20 protein-coding genes and 2 riboswitches are annotated in these 22,116 nt (G+C 40.7%); of the genes, 10 read left to right on the top strand and 10 right to left on the bottom strand.

Translation table 11 applies throughout. The features are described from left to right. A partial coding sequence (locus QZT26_RS09815; protein WP_295101880.1) for an MFS transporter occupies nt 1-1,185 on the bottom strand: 1,185 nt, incomplete at its 3' end. Nucleotides 1,186-1,363: 178 nt separating this feature from the next. Between QZT26_RS09815 and QZT26_RS09810 the strand changes: the two genes are divergently transcribed. Beyond that, entirely contained in the window at nt 1,364-1,588 is a 225-nt protein-coding gene (locus QZT26_RS09810; protein ID WP_099324817.1) for a hypothetical protein, read from the top strand. A gap of 29 nt (nt 1,589-1,617) precedes the next feature. Here the strand turns inward: QZT26_RS09810 and QZT26_RS09805 are convergent, their stop codons facing one another. Both QZT26_RS09805 and larC read right to left on the bottom strand, forming a co-directional pair. Continuing rightward, nucleotides 1,618-3,540, bottom strand: coding sequence for a tetratricopeptide repeat protein (locus tag QZT26_RS09805; protein WP_164994476.1), 1,923 nt, complete (start codon nt 3,538-3,540; stop codon nt 1,618-1,620). A 4-nt stretch (nt 3,541-3,544) separates the two neighbouring features. Further along, nucleotides 3,545-4,747 carry a nickel pincer cofactor biosynthesis protein LarC gene (gene larC, locus QZT26_RS09800; RefSeq protein WP_164994477.1) on the bottom strand — a complete coding sequence of 401 codons (1,203 nt, stop codon included), beginning with the start codon at nt 4,745-4,747 and terminating at the stop codon, nt 3,545-3,547. Between the two features lie 134 nt (nt 4,748-4,881). On the opposite strand from larC, the gene nadD reads away from it, so the two are divergent. From nadD to QZT26_RS09785, 3 genes are all read left to right on the top strand, one after another. Then, the gene (nadD, locus tag QZT26_RS09795; protein ID WP_099324814.1) at nt 4,882-5,499 is read left to right on the top strand and encodes a nicotinate-nucleotide adenylyltransferase; all 618 of its coding nucleotides are present in this window, start codon (nt 4,882-4,884) and stop codon (nt 5,497-5,499) included. Between the two features lie 24 nt (nt 5,500-5,523). Continuing rightward, nucleotides 5,524-6,045, top strand: a complete 522-nt coding sequence (locus QZT26_RS09790) for a hypothetical protein (protein WP_295101878.1) — start codon at nt 5,524-5,526, stop codon at nt 6,043-6,045. Between the two features lie 148 nt (nt 6,046-6,193). Next, nucleotides 6,194-6,568, top strand: a complete 375-nt coding sequence (locus QZT26_RS09785; protein ID WP_261341678.1) for a DUF393 domain-containing protein — start codon at nt 6,194-6,196, stop codon at nt 6,566-6,568. Nucleotides 6,569-6,691: 123 nt separating this feature from the next. On the opposite strand, the gene QZT26_RS09780 is transcribed toward QZT26_RS09785, so the two are convergent. Further along, on the bottom strand, nt 6,692-6,856 hold the full coding sequence (locus tag QZT26_RS09780; RefSeq protein ID WP_169702976.1) for a hypothetical protein: 165 nt from the start codon (nt 6,854-6,856) through the stop codon (nt 6,692-6,694). Nucleotides 6,857-7,023: 167 nt separating this feature from the next. Between QZT26_RS09780 and QZT26_RS09775 the strand changes: the two genes are divergently transcribed. Beyond that, nucleotides 7,024-7,701: a plasmid pRiA4b ORF-3 family protein gene (locus QZT26_RS09775; RefSeq protein WP_164994480.1), complete on the top strand. Its 678-nt coding sequence runs from the start codon at nt 7,024-7,026 to the stop codon at nt 7,699-7,701. 511 nt (nt 7,702-8,212) lie between these two features. Here the strand turns inward: QZT26_RS09775 and QZT26_RS09770 are convergent. Next, nucleotides 8,213-8,611, bottom strand: a complete 399-nt coding sequence (locus QZT26_RS09770; RefSeq protein WP_164994484.1) for a hypothetical protein — start codon at nt 8,609-8,611, stop codon at nt 8,213-8,215. A 210-nt stretch (nt 8,612-8,821) separates the two neighbouring features. After that, nucleotides 8,822-9,448 (bottom strand): type II secretion system protein, encoded by a 627-nt coding sequence (locus QZT26_RS09765; protein WP_164994485.1) that lies wholly within the window; start codon nt 9,446-9,448, stop codon nt 8,822-8,824. 380 nt (nt 9,449-9,828) lie between these two features. After that, a riboswitch (cyclic di-GMP riboswitch) is annotated at nt 9,829-9,922 on the bottom strand. A 367-nt stretch (nt 9,923-10,289) separates the two neighbouring features. On the opposite strand from QZT26_RS09765, the gene amrS reads away from it, so the two are divergent. Then, on the top strand, nt 10,290-11,300 hold the full coding sequence (gene amrS, locus QZT26_RS09760) for an AmmeMemoRadiSam system radical SAM enzyme (protein WP_099324805.1): 1,011 nt from the start codon (nt 10,290-10,292) through the stop codon (nt 11,298-11,300). Between the two features lie 127 nt (nt 11,301-11,427). Beyond that, nucleotides 11,428-11,883 (top strand): universal stress protein, encoded by a 456-nt coding sequence (locus QZT26_RS09755; RefSeq protein WP_164994486.1) that lies wholly within the window; start codon nt 11,428-11,430, stop codon nt 11,881-11,883. 187 nt (nt 11,884-12,070) lie between these two features. Here QZT26_RS09755 and QZT26_RS09750 read toward each other — a convergent pair whose 3' ends face one another. The 3 genes from QZT26_RS09750 to pabB form a co-directional block, all read right to left on the bottom strand. Further along, the gene (locus QZT26_RS09750) at nt 12,071-12,463 is read right to left on the bottom strand and encodes an anaerobic ribonucleoside-triphosphate reductase (RefSeq protein WP_099324803.1); all 393 of its coding nucleotides are present in this window, start codon (nt 12,461-12,463) and stop codon (nt 12,071-12,073) included. A 501-nt stretch (nt 12,464-12,964) separates the two neighbouring features. After that, complete coding sequence (gene pabC, locus QZT26_RS09745) at nt 12,965-13,816, bottom strand: aminodeoxychorismate lyase (protein ID WP_164994487.1); 852 nt, start codon at nt 13,814-13,816, stop codon at nt 12,965-12,967. After that, nucleotides 13,795-15,231, bottom strand: a complete 1,437-nt coding sequence (gene pabB, locus QZT26_RS09740) for an aminodeoxychorismate synthase component I (protein WP_211436022.1) — start codon at nt 15,229-15,231, stop codon at nt 13,795-13,797. The genes pabC and pabB overlap by 22 nt, the downstream gene beginning before the upstream one ends. A gap of 220 nt (nt 15,232-15,451) precedes the next feature. Here pabB and xerC point away from each other — a divergent pair, with 220 nt between their 5' ends. After that, nucleotides 15,452-16,342 carry a tyrosine recombinase XerC gene (gene xerC, locus QZT26_RS09735; RefSeq protein ID WP_230405732.1) on the top strand — a complete coding sequence of 297 codons (891 nt, stop codon included), beginning with the start codon at nt 15,452-15,454 and terminating at the stop codon, nt 16,340-16,342. A gap of 300 nt (nt 16,343-16,642) precedes the next feature. Here the strand turns inward: xerC and htpG are convergent, their stop codons facing one another. After that, nucleotides 16,643-18,553, bottom strand: a complete 1,911-nt coding sequence (htpG, locus tag QZT26_RS09730) for a molecular chaperone HtpG (protein WP_164994488.1) — start codon at nt 18,551-18,553, stop codon at nt 16,643-16,645. A gap of 521 nt (nt 18,554-19,074) precedes the next feature. Between htpG and QZT26_RS09725 the strand changes: the two genes are divergently transcribed. Together QZT26_RS09725 and QZT26_RS09720 are read left to right on the top strand one after the other, a co-directional pair. Next, on the top strand, nt 19,075-19,653 hold the full coding sequence (locus QZT26_RS09725) for a DUF4352 domain-containing protein (protein WP_295101872.1): 579 nt from the start codon (nt 19,075-19,077) through the stop codon (nt 19,651-19,653). A 43-nt stretch (nt 19,654-19,696) separates the two neighbouring features. Beyond that, nucleotides 19,697-19,780: riboswitch (cyclic di-GMP riboswitch) on the top strand. A 534-nt stretch (nt 19,781-20,314) separates the two neighbouring features. Continuing rightward, on the top strand, nt 20,315-21,985 hold the full coding sequence (locus QZT26_RS09720) for a S8 family serine peptidase (protein WP_295101871.1): 1,671 nt from the start codon (nt 20,315-20,317) through the stop codon (nt 21,983-21,985). The last annotated feature ends 131 nt before the right edge of the window (nt 21,986-22,116 follow it).

The raw sequence follows: 22,116 nt of genomic DNA, 5'->3' as shown, positions 1-22,116 counted from the left end.
GAATCTCAGAAAAGCTGATATTGCAAAGACGGCAAGCAATCGGTGGCCGAAGACCGGCGGTAAATGTACTGCGAGAAAACCGCCAAGTAAGTTTCCAAGGCATATTGCAAAACCGTTTATGGTATTAAAGTATGAAATGCAACGAGTGCGTTTTTCCGGGATTGCCGATTCGTAGATAAAATTTGAAGAACATAAATTAAAACCGCCCCAGAAAAATCCCGATAACGCCTGAATCCCTATCAGAAAAAATACATCATGCGAAATAAGCCACCATGCAGGAAGGCTTGATATAATAAAACTGCATAGGGTAAGCACCTTCCTATTCCCCGCCGTATCGGCGTATCGTCCCCAGTAACTCATCGATAATATAGCCGCGAGGGGTACTACTGTTATGACGATTGTGTAGGTAAGGTACGAAAAGCCAAGATTGCGGAGCATATATACGGCAAAAAACGGCGATGCTATATGCACTGACAAATTAAAAGAACTTTGAAAGAGCACATATTTCCCGAAGTTTCCAATGTTTAATCTTTTTAGAAAATCCACAAATGAAAAGTAATGTTCCCGCTTTATTTCCAGAGGTGGCTCATACATTCTGCTGAGAAAGTAACACGAAATGTACCGGGAAATCATTGCAAGCAAAAATATAATCGTAAAACCAGTAAGTGAGGGATTATTGAAAACATCCAGCAAAAAACCTGCTAAAAATGTTGTTACTAAAGTGACAAGGCTGACAATCCTTGAACGTCTGCTGAAATACCGTCCCAGCCTTTTTTTGGGCACAAGGTTGGCCATAAGTGATCCCCATGCAGGGGTAGCAAGGGACTCAAAAGACATATAGAAGGTACAAAAACAAATAAGCGCAATCATACGGAAATGCTTCGGGAAAAAGGGAATGGAGGCAATGGGAATAAGCATGCTGGCCTGTAAAAGAACGGAAATTACGATGATCTTTTTCCGGCTGCCGAAGTATTCGGTTATATCCGCTGCCTTAAGCTGCATAAGCGCGGGGATAAAGTGTATTATGGAATTTAATACGCCTATCTGGATATTTGTCCCGCCAAGGGCAACGGCAAAGGGGTTGACATAGTTGTTTCCAAATCCCGATGTCGCCGCGGCTGCAATGCCGTCCCTGATTGAAACATTAAGGCTTTTTCTGACGGCGTTTCTTTCTTGCCTGTTCATACAAATCCTTTAAAAAAACGGTAAAAATAAGAAGATGAAACAAAATGCTCCTTGAGTATAAAAACAATAAAATGTTAAAATCAAATTACTCTCGCGACAAATAAACACACATATCCGTATAAATTACCACGGGAGACTGTTCACGGCATACATCAATACACTAAAAGTATTTGAAACATTGCGTTCTGTTTTCGATGAAAAACAGGCAGCCAGGATTGCTGAAGCAATCGAAACTGCGTTGGAAACAAGCCATGCAGCTTTACTTGAAGAAGTTGCCACAAAGAAAGATCTCGCCGAGGCAAAAGCGGAAATTATCAAGTGGATGTTTATATTCTGGATTGGACAATTCGCTTCCGTTGTTGGCGTCTTAACGGCCATCCTTTTTGCATTCTTCAGGAAATAGTCTGTAACACACCAACCCAAATCTCCATGCTACTGCGCTGTCTGCGTCCGTCCCTGCCTTTGTTCAATTGTATTTAGCAACGTCAGCGTGTCCCCGTGAGTCGGGTCGATAGACAATATCCTTCTGCACGTTTCCGCGGCTTTCTCATATTGTCCCTTATTCCAATATGCTGTGCTTAGATAATAATACGCTTTTACGTATTGGTTGTCATATGAAATTGCTTTAAGAAATTGTTGTATCGCCTCATCGTACATACCCTTTTTTAAATATGCGGTTCCAAGGTTCGCATAGGCGTCAGGATGGTCAGGCCTGCTGGAAATCGCATTTTTAAATGACTCGATGGCTAAGTCCAATTCTCCGGTATAAGCGTACAGTATACCCAGATTATTATGCGCGTCGGAATACATCTGTTTGCTTTTTATGGCTCGTTTGAATTCCTCCATTGCCAGGTCAGATCTGTTTATCTTTGTATATAAAACGCCGAGGTTATTATGCACATCGGGATAATCAGGATTAAGCTGCAACGCCTTTTGGTATTCATTGTATGCTTCCTCATGCATGCCTTTTTTCCGGTACGTTATGCCGAGATTGTTATGCGCTTCCGCGTAATTTTCAAAAAGTCTCAGCGCATGGTGAAATTCGTCAATTGCCTCGTCCAGCCTGCCAGAGTCCCGGTAAAAATTCCCCAGATTATTATGCGCCTTAAAGCTGTCCGGCGATGTCTTTGCCGTATTCTCCCATAGGGCAGACTGGCTTTCCCATACTTTATTTCTATTTAAAGTTTTTATTGAAAACAATATTACTGTGCCACTCAAAATGGCGGCAATTACATACTGTTTTCCAAAAAAAACACTCGTATGCCTGTCGTGCGCAATCAAACCGGCACACAGTATACAAAAACTTACCGCAGGCAGATAAAGGTATCTCTCCGCCATGATATTTTCTATGGGTATGATATTTAAAACCGGCAGCAGCGTGATAAAAAACCATACCGGTGAAAATACCAGGTGCTTATGGTGAATAAATAATTTGTAAACAACGGCTGCAACAGAGGCGATAAGAAATAATGATACCGCAACGGCAGGTTCGCGGAGGGAAAAAGAACGTGGGATAACGTAGTCTGAACAAAGCTTTACCGGAAGAAAAAGAAGTTTTATATAATAAGCACATACCTTTGACATTGTTAGGCAATTTACCCAAATACTGTTTTCCGGATATGATACGGTTGATTCCACAGGATTATGCAGGAAGACAAATCTGATTATAAGATAAAATAGCGTCACGAAGACATATCCTGAATAATAATGCAGGTTTTTTTTGCACATTCCGGTAAAAAGCACATCGTAGAGAAAAATGAGCAACGGAAGTGTAATTGCTATTTCCTTCGAAAATATCCCAAAGAAATAGCATATTAAGGAGGCGGCATAGAGGAAATACGAACGACGTGCGTTTGTTTTACAATAAAGCAGAAAAGAGGAGAGGAAGAAAGCGCATGCCAATAAATCCTCCCGAAAACAAACGGCATTTACCGTTTCGGATAAAACAGGGTGACACGCAAAAAGGAGCGCTCCGGCAAATGCGCCCCCCGTGTGTCTGAACAAATGCAGGAGCAAAAAGAAAAGCAGCGCTGCATTTAATGTGTGCAAGCAGTTGTTGGTGAAGTGATAACCGGCGGGAGCAAGCCGCCACAAGGCATGATCAATGAAATACGTAGCCGTAGCGACAGGTCTGTAGCTTAATTCTCCGGAATATTCAAAATATTCCCTATTGAAAAGTTTGGGGAAATTGTTCCATGTTTTTATGAAGGAGTTGTTGGTAATAATAAATTCATCATCATATACAAACTGATTTGATAATGTATTTAAGTAAACAAATTGTGACAAACATACAATAATAAGAACCGGTATGATAAGATTAAAAGATGTTCTTGTCCCTGAAATTCCCCGTAGCATTTTTCTAAAAGTGATTAAATGTATCAAGTTCTTTGGTGATAATAGTATAGACGTGTTTTAGGGGAATATGCCTTTCTTCCGCTATTCGTTTGCAATCTTCATATTCAGGAGAAATATTTTTAATATCGCCGTTAAGCGAGCCAATCTTCATCCTTATTTTCCCCAATGAGCTTTCGTATTCTTTTACCTCTCTTGATAATATGCTGCGAACCGCTTTGTATTTTCGTATCCCGAAGGTGGTGGTTTGATTAAACAAGACCGCCTCTACGGACAAAAGGTGTTTTTCCGGCACTATCGCGCTGATAATAATTCCGGGCCTTCCTTTTTTCATTTGCACCGGGGTAAAATATGCGTCAACTGCCCCGGCGCTGAATAATCTATCCATTACATACCCCATGATCTCCCCCGTCATGTTATCAATATTGGTCTCAACGACCCACACCTCATCAGACTCCTGGCGTTGCGTATCTTCGCCGATTACTATACGCAACAAATTCGGGACTTCGGGATTATCATTGCTGCCGGCGCCATAACCGATGGTAAGTACCTTCATTTTCGGCATAGTCTTAAGCCCTTCTCCCAGGGTTGTTACAATCGCAGCGCCGGTGGGGGTGGTTAATTCCTTTTCTATTGCCACAGATTTCAGTAGCTGATTTTTCAGAAGCCCGGCAGTTGCGGGAGCGGGAACCGGCAATACGCCATGTTCGCATTTTATGTATCCGCTGCCGGTGGGAACTGGTGAGAAATATAGTTTTTCAATGCCAAGCAAATGCAGGCCTATGGCAGCACCAACAATGTCAACGATTGAGTCTATCGCGCCCACTTCATGAAAATGTACCTCCTCAATAGAAGTACCATGAATCTCTGCTTCAACAGCAGCAAGTCGATGAAATATTTTAATGCCATTATCCTTAATCTGTTGATGGAGCCGGCTTTTTTCAATAATCAAACGAATATCGGGAAAGGTAAGATGGTGCATGTGGCCCGCGGTATGTGAATGCCCATGCCGTTCGGGAATATTCACATACACCTTTGTGCCGGCAATACCGGCGCGTTTCACCTTTTCACAGGAGAGTTCGTATCCATGAAGATGGAGTTTTTCCAGTTCGGTTATTAACAAATGGATTTCGAGTCCGGCATCCACAAATGCCCCGAGGATCATATCTCCGCTAACGCCCGAAAAACAATCAAAGTATGCAATCTTCAATTACATCCGCCCCTCTAAAATTATGCAATATGCTTTTATCCCAAAGAAATAATTGCTATAGTTCTGATATTTAATTTGTTATATGTTATCAAACTTCTACCATTGAAACACTGTAAATATCAAGCTAAAAACACATGATGAATATAGGCATATTTGGTGGGTCATTTAATCCGATTCACATTGGGCATTTAATTGTTGCGGAAGAGGTATTTCAACAAAGGAAATTGTCCAAAATACTATTTATCCCCACAGGGATTTCTCCGCATAAGGAATCAGGCGGCCTGATAGACTCGTTTCACCGGTATGAAATGGTAAAACAAGCAATCGGGGATAATGAGCATTTTGAGGTATCGGATATCGAGATAAAGCGTCCCGGAAAATCATACACCATTGACACGATTAAAATACTCCGGGAGACATACGGACCTGGGTCTAATTTATTCCTCATCCTGGGCACAGATATGATAAATGAAATCAACACATGGAAGGATATTGAGGAGCTTTCTTGCATGTGTCATTTTATCGTTGTCAACAGGTTTCCCATTACGCTGAATGGCGAAATAATAAAGAAAAGTGCTATTTCCGGTGAAAAGAAGGCAGAAATTGAAAAATTAATGGTTCAGATTCCTTCTCTGGATATATCTTCAACGGAAATAAGGAAGAAGTTAAGCAAAGGATTGAGTATAAAATATTTAGTTCCCGAGCGCGTGGAAAACTATATCAGGAAACATTCACTTTATGCAAAGAGGTAAATGGCAAATATGGGCTTTTTAAAAATGGCAATTTTATTTATGGTGATAATGATGCTTTCTTTTCCGGGAAGCAATGACACTTATGCACGTGAAAATATTGTAGACTATTTCTTAAACAACCCCAATGCATGGGAGGATACGAAGAGGGTTACCCATACGACTCCTTTAAAAATTGTTGTAGCGGACGGTCTGGAAGGGTTGGGGTTTGAACTTAAAGAAATATCCGAAGGCGACAAAGTGGCATTGATTTTTATCGACACAAAAAAAGCTGAAACATTTCAGCAAAGAGGTTTTTGTGATGCATCAGATAAATTAAGAAAGGGAAACAACAGGATCGTGGCCGTCATGGCAAGAAATGCAGGGGACAGAACAAGGTTTCATTATACATTTTTACTCCAGAGGAATATTAACGATGTTCCCGTCACAGTCTACAATAACGGTAATGCGATTTTGGAAAGCCTCTATGACGGAAGATTGCCGGTGAAAGATATTTCGAATTTATCCGGCATCAGATTATGCGAGATAGAGATTCCGGAGAAACAATAATGATTCATCTCGCGGCAAGGCCGCAACCGAAATGTAGAGACGCACGGCCATGCGTCTGTCCTTTAACCACAAAGGACACAAAGAAAAACTTACAAAAAAAAGAAGTTTTTACAGGGTAATACTATAATAGAGAATATCGATACCGGCAATGAAGAACGTTGCGCTAATTTATGACGATAAATGTAGTTTATGCCGGGGAAGTATGAAGTGGATTGAACTGCATGCAATAAGAAAGGACATCTTTGAATTCGTTCCGTGTCAGTCTGAGGAACGAAGACTTCGCTTTCACTGGCTGGCAGAAGAGCGATGCATGCAATCCTTGCAATTGGTATTTCCCGATGGGCAGACGCTGGCGGGAGACGAAGTAATACCGGAAATTATTAGCCGTTTAAGAGGTTACAGGATATTAAGCGTATTATTCAAACTGCCCGTTATAAAATCAGTTTTATTTGCTCTCTATCGAAAACTTGCTGATAACAGGTATATCATTTCACAATTTATAAAGCCCCTGATTCCGGAGTAAATTACGCTGAATAGTTACCTCAAACTGGCAAATGCTTCGCCTCCACGTTTTCAAAAACTAAACATCGATGGAAAAATAATGATCTAAAAATAGACACTTGACACTTTAAAATGCATGAGTATACTATTTCCTGGGTGGATGATCACTAGTCCAAATACCAGGACAGAGGTTGAGAAATCCTGGGGCGTCAGGACATAGGCCAAGAGCCATAATTAATCCTGTTTGCAGGAGCGCCACACCTCCTTGTGACATCCACCCGCTAAACCACCCCTTACCGATAGAATTCAAAATAGACCTCCCCCCTCTACTCTTCCGATTTGTGGCCGAATGCGTTAGGAGTTGTTTCGAAATTCGAAATTGTTCTTAATATTTTTGTTCAGTAATGCGTATTCACTCTGTTTGTACTGAATTCATGTTGTTATTAGTCTGTTGTGTATATCAGGAGGTGTTGAAAAATGGACAAGGCCGTTTCGCAGGGAACGTGTGGTTTTTGCAATGCTACCTTCGATAAGTCGGCAATGTCTAAGCACCTGGCGTCGTGCAAGCAAAGAAACGTTGAATCGGAAACATTACCGGCAAAACGGAAGCCGCAGAAAACAAAAATACTGCATCTTGTGGTTGAGGGACGCTACTCGCCTGAATATTGGATGCATCTTTCCGCACCAGCGAATGCAACGCTTGAAGACTTAGATCGCTTCCTGAGAAATATCTGGTTGGAGTGTTGTGGTCACCTAAGTGCATTTATAATAGGAGGAACAACATACTCCCGAAGTCCGATGGGAGAACATGAAGGAAAAAACATGTATGTTGCGCTGGGGAAGGTACTTGTCGCCCGAATGAAATTTTATTATGAATACGATTTCGGCACCTCTACGGATCTTACTTTAAAAGTTGTGTCTGAACGGGAAGGTGGAACAAAGGGTGAGTCCATTCAGCTTCTGGCCAGGAATGAGGCTACTTCAATAAAATGCATGGAATGCGGGGAGGCGGCTTCGCAAGTCTGCTCACAATGTGTCTACTCAGGCGAAGGGTGGCTTTGCGATAAGTGCGCTGACAAACATGCGTGCGGCGAGGAGATGTTTCTGCCAGTGGTTAACTCTCCGAGAGTTGGGATGTGTGCATATACGGGATAAGGATATAAAGGTAGCTATTAAAAAGAATCGTAACTATTCAGCGAATAAATTAGGACTTCGGCGGTTTTTTTAAAGAGAATACCGAACCGCAGAACAAGGAATATCGAATATTGGGAGCATACCAGATTTTTTGTAAAATGCCATTAGCGGGGGAGGAGAAGAATAGTAACATAAGCATCCAGCTTGAGGTCAATGTACAAGTAGTTAACCAAAAATCGAGAATGTTCCCATTCCAAACAGGGATTTTGTGATTTTGGGCATTGGAATTTTACCGCAGTACACGGCTCCATTATACGCATAAACGCGTAGATTCAGGTTGCAAACTAATGTCATTAAGTTAAGGATATTTGATTAAAAACAACCCCCTTTATCCCCCTAGTTTAAGGGGGACTTTTCTGGCAGATTGCTTAACTTAATGACATTGGGTTGCAAACACGAACCCGCCGGTGTTTTTTCAAAAAACTAAAGTGTTACATTTTTTGTATTATCCTGTCGTTTTTTGATTTTCCCGTTAATGTTTAACCCGGTATTTTTCCGGGATTCCACCGCTTAAAATGGCTTCTTCTATTGCGCCGGATTCCACTGGGAGTATTTCATCTATTTCTTTCAGCCGGACTGCATACCACACATTTGGCCAGATCAATCCCCCTGTTTTTTTTAATTCCTTTAATCCTTCTTCGGATAATTCATTCTCTTGTACCTTATTCCACCCTTTTGTTGAATATTCAGCAAAATAGCCTTCGGTATATCCCGTGGAAGTAAAATGTTCCTTTGTGCCATAAACAAATTCAACCTCATCGGGCTTGGCCTTTATTCCTCTTTCTTTAAGCCAAAGGATAACGTCCTCCTCTATATAATTATAAAATCTTTGTTTAGCGTCTTTTAGGTGTTTTTCAGGATTAAGTATCATCGTTTCTCCTTTCTTGATAATCGAATTTAAAGTAGGGGCGAAGCATTTGCCATAAATTGTCACAAATGTGTGCATACCCAAACTGGCAAATGCTTCGCCCCTACAATTTAAATATGGTAAGCGTTCTCTCTTTATAACAAAAAAAGGGGGTACTATTCAAAAAGAATATTGCATCCTTTTCTTTTTTCGTCTGAAAAATCCGGAAAATCATTACGGTGCTATGTAGGTATCAGTACCATTCCCCGTACCGGAATAAATATCATCATACGTTGAACCATTGTAATATCCGCAGGTGGTAGTGCCCTTCCATTCCACATGACCATCGAGGTACAGCACATTTTGCCCGGTTTCATTATGATTGCTAGAAAGACCACTTGTGGAGGTTCCTTGTTTATCCGCTGCCAGCGCAACACCAGGATCATCTGCTGCTGTGTGATTATCATCATAACCATAACTACAAGTAGCCTCGCTAAATGTTGTATTGGCAGTTGTAATTGTATCTGCAGGTTTTAATCCTAAAATGGCATCCTCTGTCACATCACTATCACTTGGGCAACGAAATATTTTTCTGTCAGTAATATATGTATTAAACAATTGTCCCAAGGAAGTCATACCTGTACCCTTATTGGGAAAAGCTTCACCATTATCATTGGCAAACATATTCAGCGCCAGTCCAATCTGTTTCAAATTTGATGCGCATTGCGTCTTTCGTGCCGATTCACGCGCCTTACCAAGCACCGGCAGCAGTATACCGGCAAGGATGCCGATAATGGCAATTACCACCAGCAGCTCAATCAGGGTAAAACCCGCATTCCTCCACTTTCTAAGTTTTAACATTTGTACTCTCCCATTAAAAAAAGTTGTTTAAGACAACACCATCACAAAATACATCGAATCGGCGCCTAAACGTAAAAAATATACTCATCACTTATCTTCGTGTTAAAAAAATGCCACCGTTCGTATATCTCAATCTGTTTTTTTACCTTATTTATTCAAAAAAAAAAGACCCAAAACCATAGTAATGCAAAAGGCTTGGGTCTTTATTATAATGCACGTTTACCAGAAGCACTTTGTTAAGATTTCCCGATAATTTTCTATAAGTCTTAAGCATTTTCAGTATTATGCGCTACAATCTGCTTGTGATCTCTGCAATATAGTGAAAGCGTAATGAATGGCCCGAAAATTCTTATCCTTCTCACAAAGTGCGAACAGCTCAATTCGGCAACCTGGCAATCTTTACGTATAAAGAACTCACGCTTAAGACCCATGGCTTTGCGTCCCAAACTTGCGGTTGGTTTGCCTTTTTCAATCGATGAAATATTCGGCGGTACTGTACCACAAAGAAAATAAATGTCAATTATTATTTCCCTTAAGATAGAGCAAAAACATTTTTTCCCGGTATTATACTATTACGGTGTATAAACCTTTCGTGTATTATGGTTAAAATCTTTTTGGTTACGGAGTTGCGGAGCTTTTGTTATATTTAATTTTGTATTCATGCCATTGCAGGTATTTTGTTATACTTATGCAAAAAGTAAATGGGAAGAATGGCCTTTTTTTCGTTATCACAATAAAGAAAAAACAATATCGCTGGAAATTTTTTCGTAATAAGATATACACTGCAAATAAACAAAGAGTCGTTTATTCCCTATAATAAAGTATGGGAGGTTGATATAACATGCGTGAAGCAATGTTTTATGAAAAACTCGGCGATTGTAAGGTAAAATGCCACCTTTGTAATCATACATGTGTGATTACTGATGGCAAAAGAGGCATTTGCCATGTCAGGCAAAACTTCGGGGGGACGTTATATTCTCTCGTGTATGGAAAACTTATTTCGGAAAACATAGACCCGATAGAAAAAAAACCATTCTTTCACTTCTATCCTGGGTCAACTTCTTACTCTGTAGCAACGGCTGGGTGTAACTTCAGATGTCTTAATTGCCAAAATTATGAAATATCACAACTCCCCAAAGATTCAGACACGATACCCGGCAAAGAGGTGCCGCCGGAAAAGATTGTTGAAGACGCCCTGGAGTATAACTGTAAAAGCATTGCCTACACCTATACAGAGCCCACTATTTTTTTTGAATATGCGTATGAAATTGCACAATTGGCCTCTTCAAGGTCAATTATGAACGTGTTCGTAACGAATGGATACACGACGTATGAGGCTTTGTCAACTATACAACCCTGTCTTCATGCGGCAAATATCGATTTGAAAAGTTTTTCCGACGAAACGTATAAGAGGATTTGCGGGGCAAGACTTGAACCCGTGCTGAATTGTATTCGTGCTTATAAAGAATTGGGCATCTGGATAGAAATAACCACCCTTATCATTCCCGGAATTAATGACTCCGACTCGGAATTAAAACAGATTGCCGGATTTATCAGGAGTGTAGGACCTGAAATCCCCTGGCATGTTAGTCGCTTTTATCCAAGATGCCGGTTGCCCGATACACCGCCTACTCCTGTTGAAACATTGAGAAGAGCGCGTACGATTGGTTTGGAGGCGGGACTGCGTTACGTTTACGAAGGCAATGTCCCCGGCGAAGGGGGAGAAAATACGTATTGTTATCAATGCAATAAAATGCTCATCAAAAGATATGGCTACCAAATCCTTGAAAATAATATTACCAATTCAAAGTGTTCGAAATGTGGTGCAGTTATTGACGGTATTGGCATGTGATGTTTTACGCAAAAAGTCCCTGAAGGTAATACGGTATATGCCTTAAATAGTGAATGATACATCATTTTGTGAAAATGTTACTCATTTTTTGTGTTGCTTCTTTTTTTCAAACAGAACAGGAGAGTGTATGATAAAGTTCAAAAATATATTATGTCCTATAGATCATTCCGAATGTTCTTACCTTGCTTTAAAATATGCGGTTTCTCTGGCATTAAAAGATGAAGCAAAGTTGTATATTATGCATGTAATCGATACCCGTGCATATGATACGGAAATATACAAATTTAGTCCGTACAACCTTGATGAGGCAACGATGGCAAAAATTCACGCCGATCTGTTAAAAAGTCTTCCGGAGGGCACTACCGATTTGTTAGAAGTGGAAACAATTGTTGAAAAGGGGATACCTTTTAACGAAATTGTCAATAAGGGCGAAAAGCTGGAGATGGATATCATTGTAATTGGTACTCACGGCAGGAGCGGCCTCGCCCATGTTATGATGGGAAGTGTGGCGGAAAAGGTTGTACGCAAGGCGCCATGCCCCGTGCTTACGGTAAGAATTCGTCCATCCGCCAACGTTGTCTGAAAAAGCATGCCTACTGTGGCAGGATCTTGTGAATAAAAAAACCATTGCAGCACATGAACATGAATACGTTCTTTGCCGCAATGGTTTTTAAAAAATGATGCCTTTCAAGAGGAAGATTTAACACTTTTGCTTAACGTCATTAAACTTCCTTCCCGTTTGGGGACGCCTGCGAATGCCAGGATAATACTTATACAGAATAACTTCCCGTATGCCTGTCGTGTAATTCACTGATTTTGGATTTATTCCAATTGGATACACGGCTGTAATACCCCACAATTCTTGTTATCCCGTAAAGGCGCGTGGTATTTCCTGTTTCGAGTGAATCTATTACATAGCCCAAATCTTGTCTGATAACCGCATCGATACTGATTGAATATGCACATTCTGCCCTGTGGTTGATAATCTTTATCGAATGTTCTTCCGGTGAATCGCCTTCTATATCGCCATCTATTTCCAGGAAGTCATGCTGCTCAATCGCCTTATCAAAAGCACTCAGTTTTTCTTCTATTATTAATTGTACCTCTTCTCCATCGCATATAACATGCTTTGCTTCAGGTATTTCTAATACTGCTGTTGTCATTTATCCCTCTTTCTTTTGTTCATAGCCAGAATTTGTCGTTTTCCAATCATACCATACATTTAAACTCACTTATTCCCCCTCCCCCAAAATAACAAATTTCTTATTTTGTCCGCTACACCTCCTCTCATTTGAAGATTCCTGAAATAAAAATGCGATAAAAACCCTCTTCAATAGCATACTGAATCTTTCTGCGTGCAGTACACAGACAGATAGAAGGATATTTGTACCAAAAAAAAAGGCATTGTCAAGCGAAAACACAATACATTGTATTGTGTTTTCGGTGTTATACAATATATTGAAAAAATAAGCTTTTTTTTAACAGGGACTTACGATTTTTTTTAAGATTTCAAAGAAATCAATTTATTGTGGCGGTTAAACCGACATTTTATGCAATCAACTCAATAGACAGGAAGAAATAACAAAAGACAACCGCAACAAATTGTCGTAACTGCAATTGATAAAATAATTAAGTACTAAAATGGGGTTTTGCCGTGGCTGTCTTCAGCTAGTCAGCATTTTATATTTCGCCGAGAGTATTCCGGTAATTTCCCCGGGAAGAGCATCTCCGAAGACATTTCCGTTTATTGATGAAACAGGCATGATCTCCATAAGAGAGTTTGTAATAAAGACTTCATCTGCCGTGGCTATTTCATGGAGATCAAAGAGTTTTTCTGTCAACTGAATGCCGGTTTCCTTGCATAAATCAATAACAACCCGCCTGGTAATGCCCGGCAAAATATTTGCATTAGTTGAGGGAGTAAAGACTGCCTGGTCTTTCACACAAAAAACATTGCTGACGGAACATTCCGCCACGTTGCCTTCTGTGGTTAAAATCAGTGCGTCATGCGCCCCCGCTTCCAATGCCTCTTTCCTGATGAGATAATGTGTTAAATAATTGAGTGTTTTATGCCTTGAAATAGGACAACTGGCATTTTTTCGTGTCTGTGAAACAATGAGTTTTAACCCTGTTTTATACCATAGTGCCGGATAAGGGACCAAGGGTTTTGTATGAATTACAAAAGTAGGGTTGGTCTCGCGCACGGGGATAAATCCATTGGCATTATAACCGCGGGAGAGTGTTAAGCGTATATACGTGTCGGATAAATGATTTTTTGCAAGAAGCTGACCGATAATATGCCTTATTTGATCGCAGGTGTATCGGAAAGGTATGCAAAGAAATTGCGCCGAATCTGAAAGGCGGGCTATGTGCTCTTCCAGTTTAAAGGGGTTTTTATTATACGCCCTAATGGTCTCGAAGAGGCCATCACCGTAAAGAAACCCCCGGTCAAAGGTGCTGAGAACACCTTTCGTCGCATCAACTATTGTATCGTTTAAGAAGATAGCGTCAGGCATGGGTTAAGTGATTCAATCAAGGCTTTGGCCTTGTGCAATGTTTCTTCATATTCATCTTCTGCGTCAGAGTCTGCAACAATGCCGCTGCCAACCTGGAAATACACTGTTTCTCCTTTCATAATAAAGGTACGTATTGCAATATTCAGGTCTAAATTTCCATTAAACCCAATATACCCTATAGAGCCTGTATATACACTTCTCTGGTATGGTTCAAGTTCATCAATAATTTGCATGGCGCGGATCTTAGGGGCTCCGGTAATAGATCCCCCGGGAAAAGTCGCCCTGAGCAGGTCTATTATGTCGTATCTCTCGTGCAATTCTCCTATTACCGTTGATACCAGATGATGAACAGTAGGATATGTTTCCAACGCTTTTTCTTCTATGACCTTAATAGACCCATAATTGCAGACCCGTCCGAGATCATTACGTTCAAGGTCTGTTATCATGGTAAGCTCCGCATTGTCTTTTTGGCTGGACAGCAAGGCCTGTTTCATCTCTTCATCCTCCAATGCGTTCTTACCTCTTGGCCGTGTGCCTTTTATCGGGCGTGTTTGTACCTGACGATTACAAACACGAAGAAATCTTTCCGGAGAAGAGCTGATTATAGAAACGTCATCAAAGCCAAGATAACATGCAAACGGAGCAGGGTTGATTTTGCGCAATCTTTTGTATAATTCATACGCAGGCATGTCTATACGCGCCTCAATCCTTTGTGATAAGTTTACCTGATACACATCTCCCGCCGAAATATACTTTTTTATTTGCCGGAGGGCTTTCATATAGGAGTCTTTCGTAAAGTTAGACCTTAATTCCGTAGCAACAACCCTGTCCGTATCCCGGTCATTAAACATTTCTCCAGGCTCTTCAGATTTTCCGCACAATACTTCCGTTATCTGCCCTATCCTGTCATTCAATGTATTATCCATGCCAAAGTCAATTACTACCACAAAGCACTTTTCAAGAAGATTATCATAGGAGATAATAATATCGTAAAACCCCATATATATATCAGGCAATTCAAGGTCATCCACAGAGTTATTGGGCAATTTCTCTATGTAATGACAGAGGTCATACCCAAAATATCCTACAGCCCCACCCTGAAAAGGCAGGGAATTACTGATATTTCCCAAAGAATACCGGTTCAATATTTTTCGAAGATATTCAAATGGACTTCCCTCGCACTCCTGACTTCCATCTTTGTCTTTTATAAGTATTTTATGGTGTTTCGTTTTTATTGTTAAAAACGGGCTAAAACCAAGGAAGGAATACCTTGAAATCTCACCGTTAGGCAATGCGCTGTCGAGGAAGAAAACATTTGGGTTTTTTAAAAACCGGCAAAACGCTTCCAGAGGAGCGCATGCCTCCTTCACCTCAAAGGCAGTAACTTTGCCAGTAACGCATGTATCCAACTTCATGATAATTATCTTTGAACCTCATGAGTAATATTTTTTGCAGCTATTGCAGAATACGGGTGACAACACGATATTTCACCGGAAAAGCAATTCTAGGGGGGTTGGAAATTTTTGTCAAGGCAATTCACAGACATAATACGGCGTCACTTTTGCCCTTGTTATTCAATTCTGACTTTGCTAACATCGCCGCTATCTCGAACAATTTTTTTTAACGGAAATGAAAATGTTGCCATCAAACGATAACATACAAAGATTTATCGACAGATATCTTGCCTATATTGAGAATGACAGGAACTATTCGCCGCAAACACTGCGGGCTTACCGAAACGATCTTGGCCAATATCTTTCATTTCTTAAAGGCGAGGGGTGTACAGACCTTGCCGGTGTTACCCGCCTGCAATTACGGAAGTATCTTGCTTTTTTAAAAAAAAAGAATCCTTCCAAAACTACTGTAGCAAGAAAACTGGCCTCCATACGTTCTCTGTACAAATTTTTATGTCAACACGGAATTTTAGAATATAATCCGGTCGAACAGATTAAGACTCCGAAGACAGATAAAAAACTTCCCGGTTTTATGAGTGTTAACGACACAGAGATACTCCTGAATCAGCCAGACACTTGCAATTTATCAGGCTTGCGTGATAAAGCAATCATGGAAACCCTTTACAGCACAGGTATGCGGGTTAGCGAACTCGTGGGAATTAATATTGCGGACATAGATTTTCACAGCGGGATAGTAAAGGTGCGTGGCAAGGGAAGTAAAGAACGCATACTCCCGGTTGGAAATCACGCTTTAAATGCAATACAATTGTATTTGGAGAAAAGAAAGGCGGATAACGAGGCGTTGTTTTTAAATAAATTTCACGGACGTCTTACAGAACGTAGTGTTGCAAGAATGATCGAAAAGTACATGAAAAAAGCCGCCATGCATCTTCGCGTTTCTCCGCACACTTTCCGGCACAGCTTTGCCACCCATCTGCTGGATAACGGCGCAGACTTGCGGGCGGTACAGGAATTTTTAGGGCACAGCAGCCTCTCTACAACACAAATTTACACCCATGTAACCACGGAGCGCCTGAAACAGGTGTATGATAAAACCCATCCAAGGGCATAAATATAATGTATATACCCAATCAAACTGAAACCACTGGCTTCAGTCTGATTGGGTATGGTACCTTTAATTGTGGAATCCGAAACACGAAATACAAAAGATGCACTTGTTTAGAATTTCAAATCATTTTGTCATTAGAATTTGTTTCAGATTTCGTGCATCGTATTTTTTATCTCAGACTTGTTTGGTCCTGGCTAAGTCATGTTAGGTAGTCGGTAGTGCGGTACTACCTCATTCCTCCTGCATTTGGCAGGGTGTTGTCTCTACCATACAATTCCTATACGCGTATACTGCAAAGCTTGTTTAAATAATAATCTTCTTCCCTTCTCCCAGTTTTGCATTGGTTAATTCTTCAAGGAGTTCATTTACCCGTGGTACCATCGCTGTGGGGTCAAAGACTACGCCGTCCTGCATCAGCGCGTTTTCGTATAACTGTGTGATTATTTTACCGACGATCTGCTGATTGTCCGGTATCTCGTTCATCCTTGCCAGGTTTTGAATCATCTTGTTTTTTCTGTTAATTTCCATAATCTTTTTTGGCATTTGATAATTTTTGTCCATCATGTGGATGAGTTTCTGGACGTGAACGCTTGGCGAAGTATCAGGACTTACCAGACAACATGGGCTTTCGCTCAACCGGTGTGATTCCGTGACGTCTGTTACATTGTCTGCCAGGCAGACCTTCATGGTCTTTAAAAGATGGTTAAATATCGCGTCATAGTTTTGCGGTTCTGAAGACGTATCGACAATTCCCTTATCGGCATCTTTCAATACGTCTAAATTTGCCTGATCTGCTGAACGGATGGGTCTTTTTTCGAATTCTCCGAGGCCTGAAAGGAGGAATTCATCGTTGGGGTCGGTTAAGTACAACACCTCGACGCCTTTCTTCCGGAATATTTCCAGATGAGGGCTTTTCTCGATAGTGTCCCGGCTTACGGCGGTAATATAGTATATTTCTTTTTGTTCGGGTTTCATTCTTTCCGTGTATTCTCCCAGCGAAACAAGCTCACCGGCATCTTTGCACTGCGAAGAATTAAACCGCATTAATTGCGCAATTGTTTCCCTGTTCTCAAAATCAAAGTGCACCCCTTCCTTTAATATTCTTCCGAATTGCTTCCAGAAGATTTCATACTTTTCCTTATCGTTTTTTGCGATATCCTGCAAAAGACCCAGAACCTGTTTGATAAGTATGTTCTTCATCTTCTGGATAACCCGGTTGTCCTGAAATGTTTCCCTCGAAATATTCAATGGAATATCGGAAGAGTCCACTACGCCGCGAATAAATCTCATGTATTCCGGCAAAAGCGCCTTGCAGTCTGCCTGTATGAGGATTTTATTGCAATACAGTTGAATGCCGTGTTCCAGTTTTTTTAAAATAACAGATTCATAATTTACCTTCGGGCAATATAGTATACTGTAAAACTGAATAGGCGCCTCGGCGGAGGTATGCAAATGGAAAAGAGGCGCTTCTTCAACGTTCGCAATGAATTTGTAAAACTCCTCGTATTGTTCCGCGGTAACATCTTTTTTTGGCTCTTTCCACAGGGCGGTGACCTGATTTGCCTTTTCGCCGCAGACCATTATCGGAAAACTTACAAAGTTTGAATATTTCCTGATGATGGAGGAAATCCTTGTTTTGTCAGTGTACTCTTTTTCTTCCTCCTTTAAATGGACGATTATTTCCGTACCGCGCCTTTCCTTTTCAATCTGATGCAGAAAATATTTCCCGGTACCGTCAGATCTCCATTCATAAGCAGGTTCTCCCTTTTTATAGGACTTTGTTCTGATCCGTACTTCATCGGCAACCATAAAAACAGAGTAGAAACCCACTCCAAACTGTCCGATTACGTTTGAATCTTTTTTTGCCTCCTCGGATAAATTGGTAATAAATTCCAGTGACCCTGATTTTGCAATGGTTCCCACGTTCTTTACCACTTCATCCTTCGTCATTCCAATGCCGGTATCGATTATGGTAAGGGTTTTGTTTTGTTCGTCCATCTCAATATTGATTTCGAGTGGCAGCTCTTTTCCCTCGTAATCTTCATTGGTAAGCGAATGAAAGCGCTGCTTCGTAAGTGCGTCTGACGCATTGGAAATGAGTTCCCGCAGGAATATTTCCTTGTGCGTGTATAAAGAATGTGAAAGTATGTTAAGTAGTTTTTTTATTTCCGCCTGAAACTCAAAACCTTCTTCTTTTTTTGACTCTTCTGCCATATACCTCTCCTATAAAAAATAAACTATTTGATCAATTATTTAATGCGTAATAATGTTGTTTTTTGAAAAATTCCAACAATAGCGATGTTTGTCGCACGGTGTAGGGGCGAAGCATTTGCTGTAAATTGTCATAAATAAGTTCATACCTAAACGGGCAAATGCTTCGCCCCTACTTTTGATAGTGATAAAAACTAACACATGCTGTTCAGATTGTCAAGCAAACCGTAACTTATTGCACGATTGTATGATATGGTAATTTTCCTACAAAGAAAACATGTGATGAAAAAGTCAAAAATCTAAACGGTCCCCTTTTTTCTTCATATTCCGAATTGATTGTTGAGCTTGTGGGATATTCCTGTTGTAAAAAGTAAATTGTGCTCTAAGGGAAAAAGATTACAATATAAAGCAATGGACTCGTTTCTTAAGGCAACGCTAAGTTAATTTTTGATAGTTTCTGTTATCCCTCAAGCATCTTGATATTGGGGAAAATTCGCGAAAAAAATATTAATAGGGGAGATTTTGTGAAAGTTAATGTGATATTTTTCATTTTATTTGTTGCTCTCGTTTACCTTACGATACCTATATTTGCAATCAGACCCGCAATTGGACAAACTGCTCAACTGGAAAAGGCAAAAACCTACAAGACAGGGGATACACTGGGTATAGTGATTAAAGACATTTCAACCTCTGTGGACTATGGGAAAGAAGTCGGCTTTGGTTCTGATGCTTTTTATAAGAATACCGGAAAACACGCTGCAATTGTGAGGGTTTGGCTTGTAAACCAGACGGACAAGACAATAAAAGTAGACCCGGCACATTTTAAGGCAATTACCAATAATGGATTTATCCTGTCGATTGACAATTATACCTGCAAGACCATAGATCCTTTCCAAATCACTGAACTGGAACCAAAAGAAGAAGTGCAAGGGTTGATTGTTTTTGCACTAAACACGTCGGACGCGGCGTATCGCATAAAAAACATTCTTTACGATGACCAGGAAGGAAACAGGATAACAAGGGCCTATGATGATGCGGTTCTTTATGGTTTATATGATCACGCAGAAAAAAGGGGGAGGAAAGAATATTTTTCAGAAAATTGAAAAAAAATTGTTTCTTGACTTATGAATTTGATGTGATAAATAGTATAAAAAACGGCAAACCAATCGTGAGATTGGGACGCAAAGCCATGGGTCTTCTTTTTTATAGGAAGAATGTCAGGTTGCCGCCTTAAAAAGGCGTAAAAATAAATTACAGAGCTTTCGTTGAAACGATAAAGTATCTCTTTTCAAAAAGGGACGTTAGGTAGATGAATTGGTGTTTTCTTTTTTAAAATGATAATACTTTATTGATTTTGCGTTAGAAATTTAACCTGCGTTTAATAAAACCGAATTGATTTTGCGTTAGAAATTTAACCTGCGTTTAATAAAACCGAAGACCCAAGGCAAGCACAAAACTTGTCTTGGGTCTTTTTATTTTACCGAAATAAAAACCAAAATAAAAAATATTGTAACATTTTAGTTTTTTGAAAAATCCCGCCAGCCATTAACCCCATGCGTTTCGCCGTGTGGAGAATGGCGGGCTTTAACCCTGCAAAATATGTGTTCTTTTGATGACAATATGAACCTTTAGGATTTTATTATACCCCCATTTGGGTGGTCTCATTTGTGGGCATTGAAAATATAAATTATGTGTGAGACTATATAATTATATCTTATTGATGATATCCTGTATCCTGTGTCTTTTTTATCGAGGAGAAATGAAATGAAAAATAATATCTTTACACTATTTCAGAGAGCAAAAAGGAATGGAATTTTGCTGATACTTTCACTTCTTTTTGCAATTACGGTATTGCAGTTGAGCAGTACTGGGAAGACTTCTTATGGAGAAAGCACCCCTGACGACCCTTACCGTGATGCGTTTGAGTATGTCGAGGGAGAATTAATTGTAAAATTTAATAAAAATGTCCCGCAACAGGCGATTGATGCTGTGAACGAAGCCCTTGATGCTAAGGAAATAACCTCATTTAAAGCATTTGGCTTAAGCCACATGAAACTGCCCGAAGGCAGCGACGTTCATGATTTTGCAAAGGTGTACGAAAAAAACCCGAATGTGGAATATGCCGAACCGAACTTTATCTATTATGAAGATTACATTCCAATGGATACGAATTTCTCATCATTATGGGCATTGCACAATACCGGACAAACGGGGGGAACTGCAGATGCGGATATAGACGCCGTTGAGGCATGGGACACCTTTAACGGAGACACTTCCCCCAATCCGAAGATAGTTGTCGGGGTGGTGGATTCAGGTATCGAATATACCCACGAGGATCTGGCAGACAACATGTGGACAAACCCCGGTGAAATTGCGGGGAATAACATAGACGACGATAATAATGGATATATTGATGATATCCATGGAATAAACACTACCGATAACGAGACGGGCAGTGGCGACCCCATGGATGATGCAAGCGATATACAGGGTGGACACGGAACCGCTGTGGCAGGGGTAATCGGCGCCGTCGAGGGAAATGGAAAGGGGATCGTCGGTGTGAATTTTAATGTGGAACTCATGGCACTAAAGTTTATACGCAGGGGAGAAGGCCAGTTGGCGACCGCCCTTGAATGTTTAAATTATGCCATTGATATGAAAAAGAATCATAATGTAAATATAAAGGTACTCAATAACAGTTGGGGCGGAGGCCCCTATTCACAGGCACTTTCCAACGCTATCGATGAACTCCGGGACAATGATATCCTCTTTGTAGGAGGAGCCGGAAACTTATCAAGGGATACAGATGTATCTTCTTACTACCCTGCAAGCTATCCGCAGGACAATGTAATCAGCGTTGCGGGCACAGACGCCAAAGATTCGATGGTCAGTTATAGCAGCTTTGGAGCGTCCACAGTTGATGTATTTGCACCGACGGAAAATATAAGGACTACCATATTAAATAACAGCTATACGACCGCAGGCGGCGTCTCGATGTCGGTTGCGTATACCTCCGGGCTTGCATCTTTAATCTTCGGGTATTATCCATCGGCAACGTATGCGGATGTAAGGGATATTATGTTTTCCACCGTTGACCTGCCGTCAACGGTGCCATCGGGAAAGACCATAACGGGAGGCAGGATAAACGCGAATAATGCGCTTAACCTAAACTATCCTGCCAATCTCCCCCCTGTCGTTACCGGGATATCACCCGTATTCGGAAGTATCGGAGCAACTGTTACGATTACAGGAAGTCATTTCGGTGCTACGGAGGGAAGTGTTACATTCAACGGCATACCTGCCGCGATATCTTCATGGAGTGATACTGTCATTGCCTGCACGGTGCCTGATGGATCTGGCACGGGGAAGGCAAAGGTCATACGCATCAACCTAACTTTTACTGAAAAGCCAGCAGTTGAAGCAAAGCAGGAGTAAAGATATTAATTTTTCAGAATGGGGATTCACCTCCCTCATATACTAAGAACTTATTGGGATTGTTGTAACACGGAACGGAATTCTCTGCACAGTGGATACACCATTATTAATTTTACATTTTCGTAAAGTTT

Origin of the sequence: uncultured Candidatus Kuenenia sp. (assembly GCF_900696675.1) — a bacterium.
GTDB classification, from domain to species: Bacteria; Planctomycetota; Brocadiia; order Brocadiales; family Brocadiaceae; genus Kuenenia; species Kuenenia stuttgartiensis_A.
This window is presented reverse-complemented; position numbering and strand designations above follow the sequence as displayed.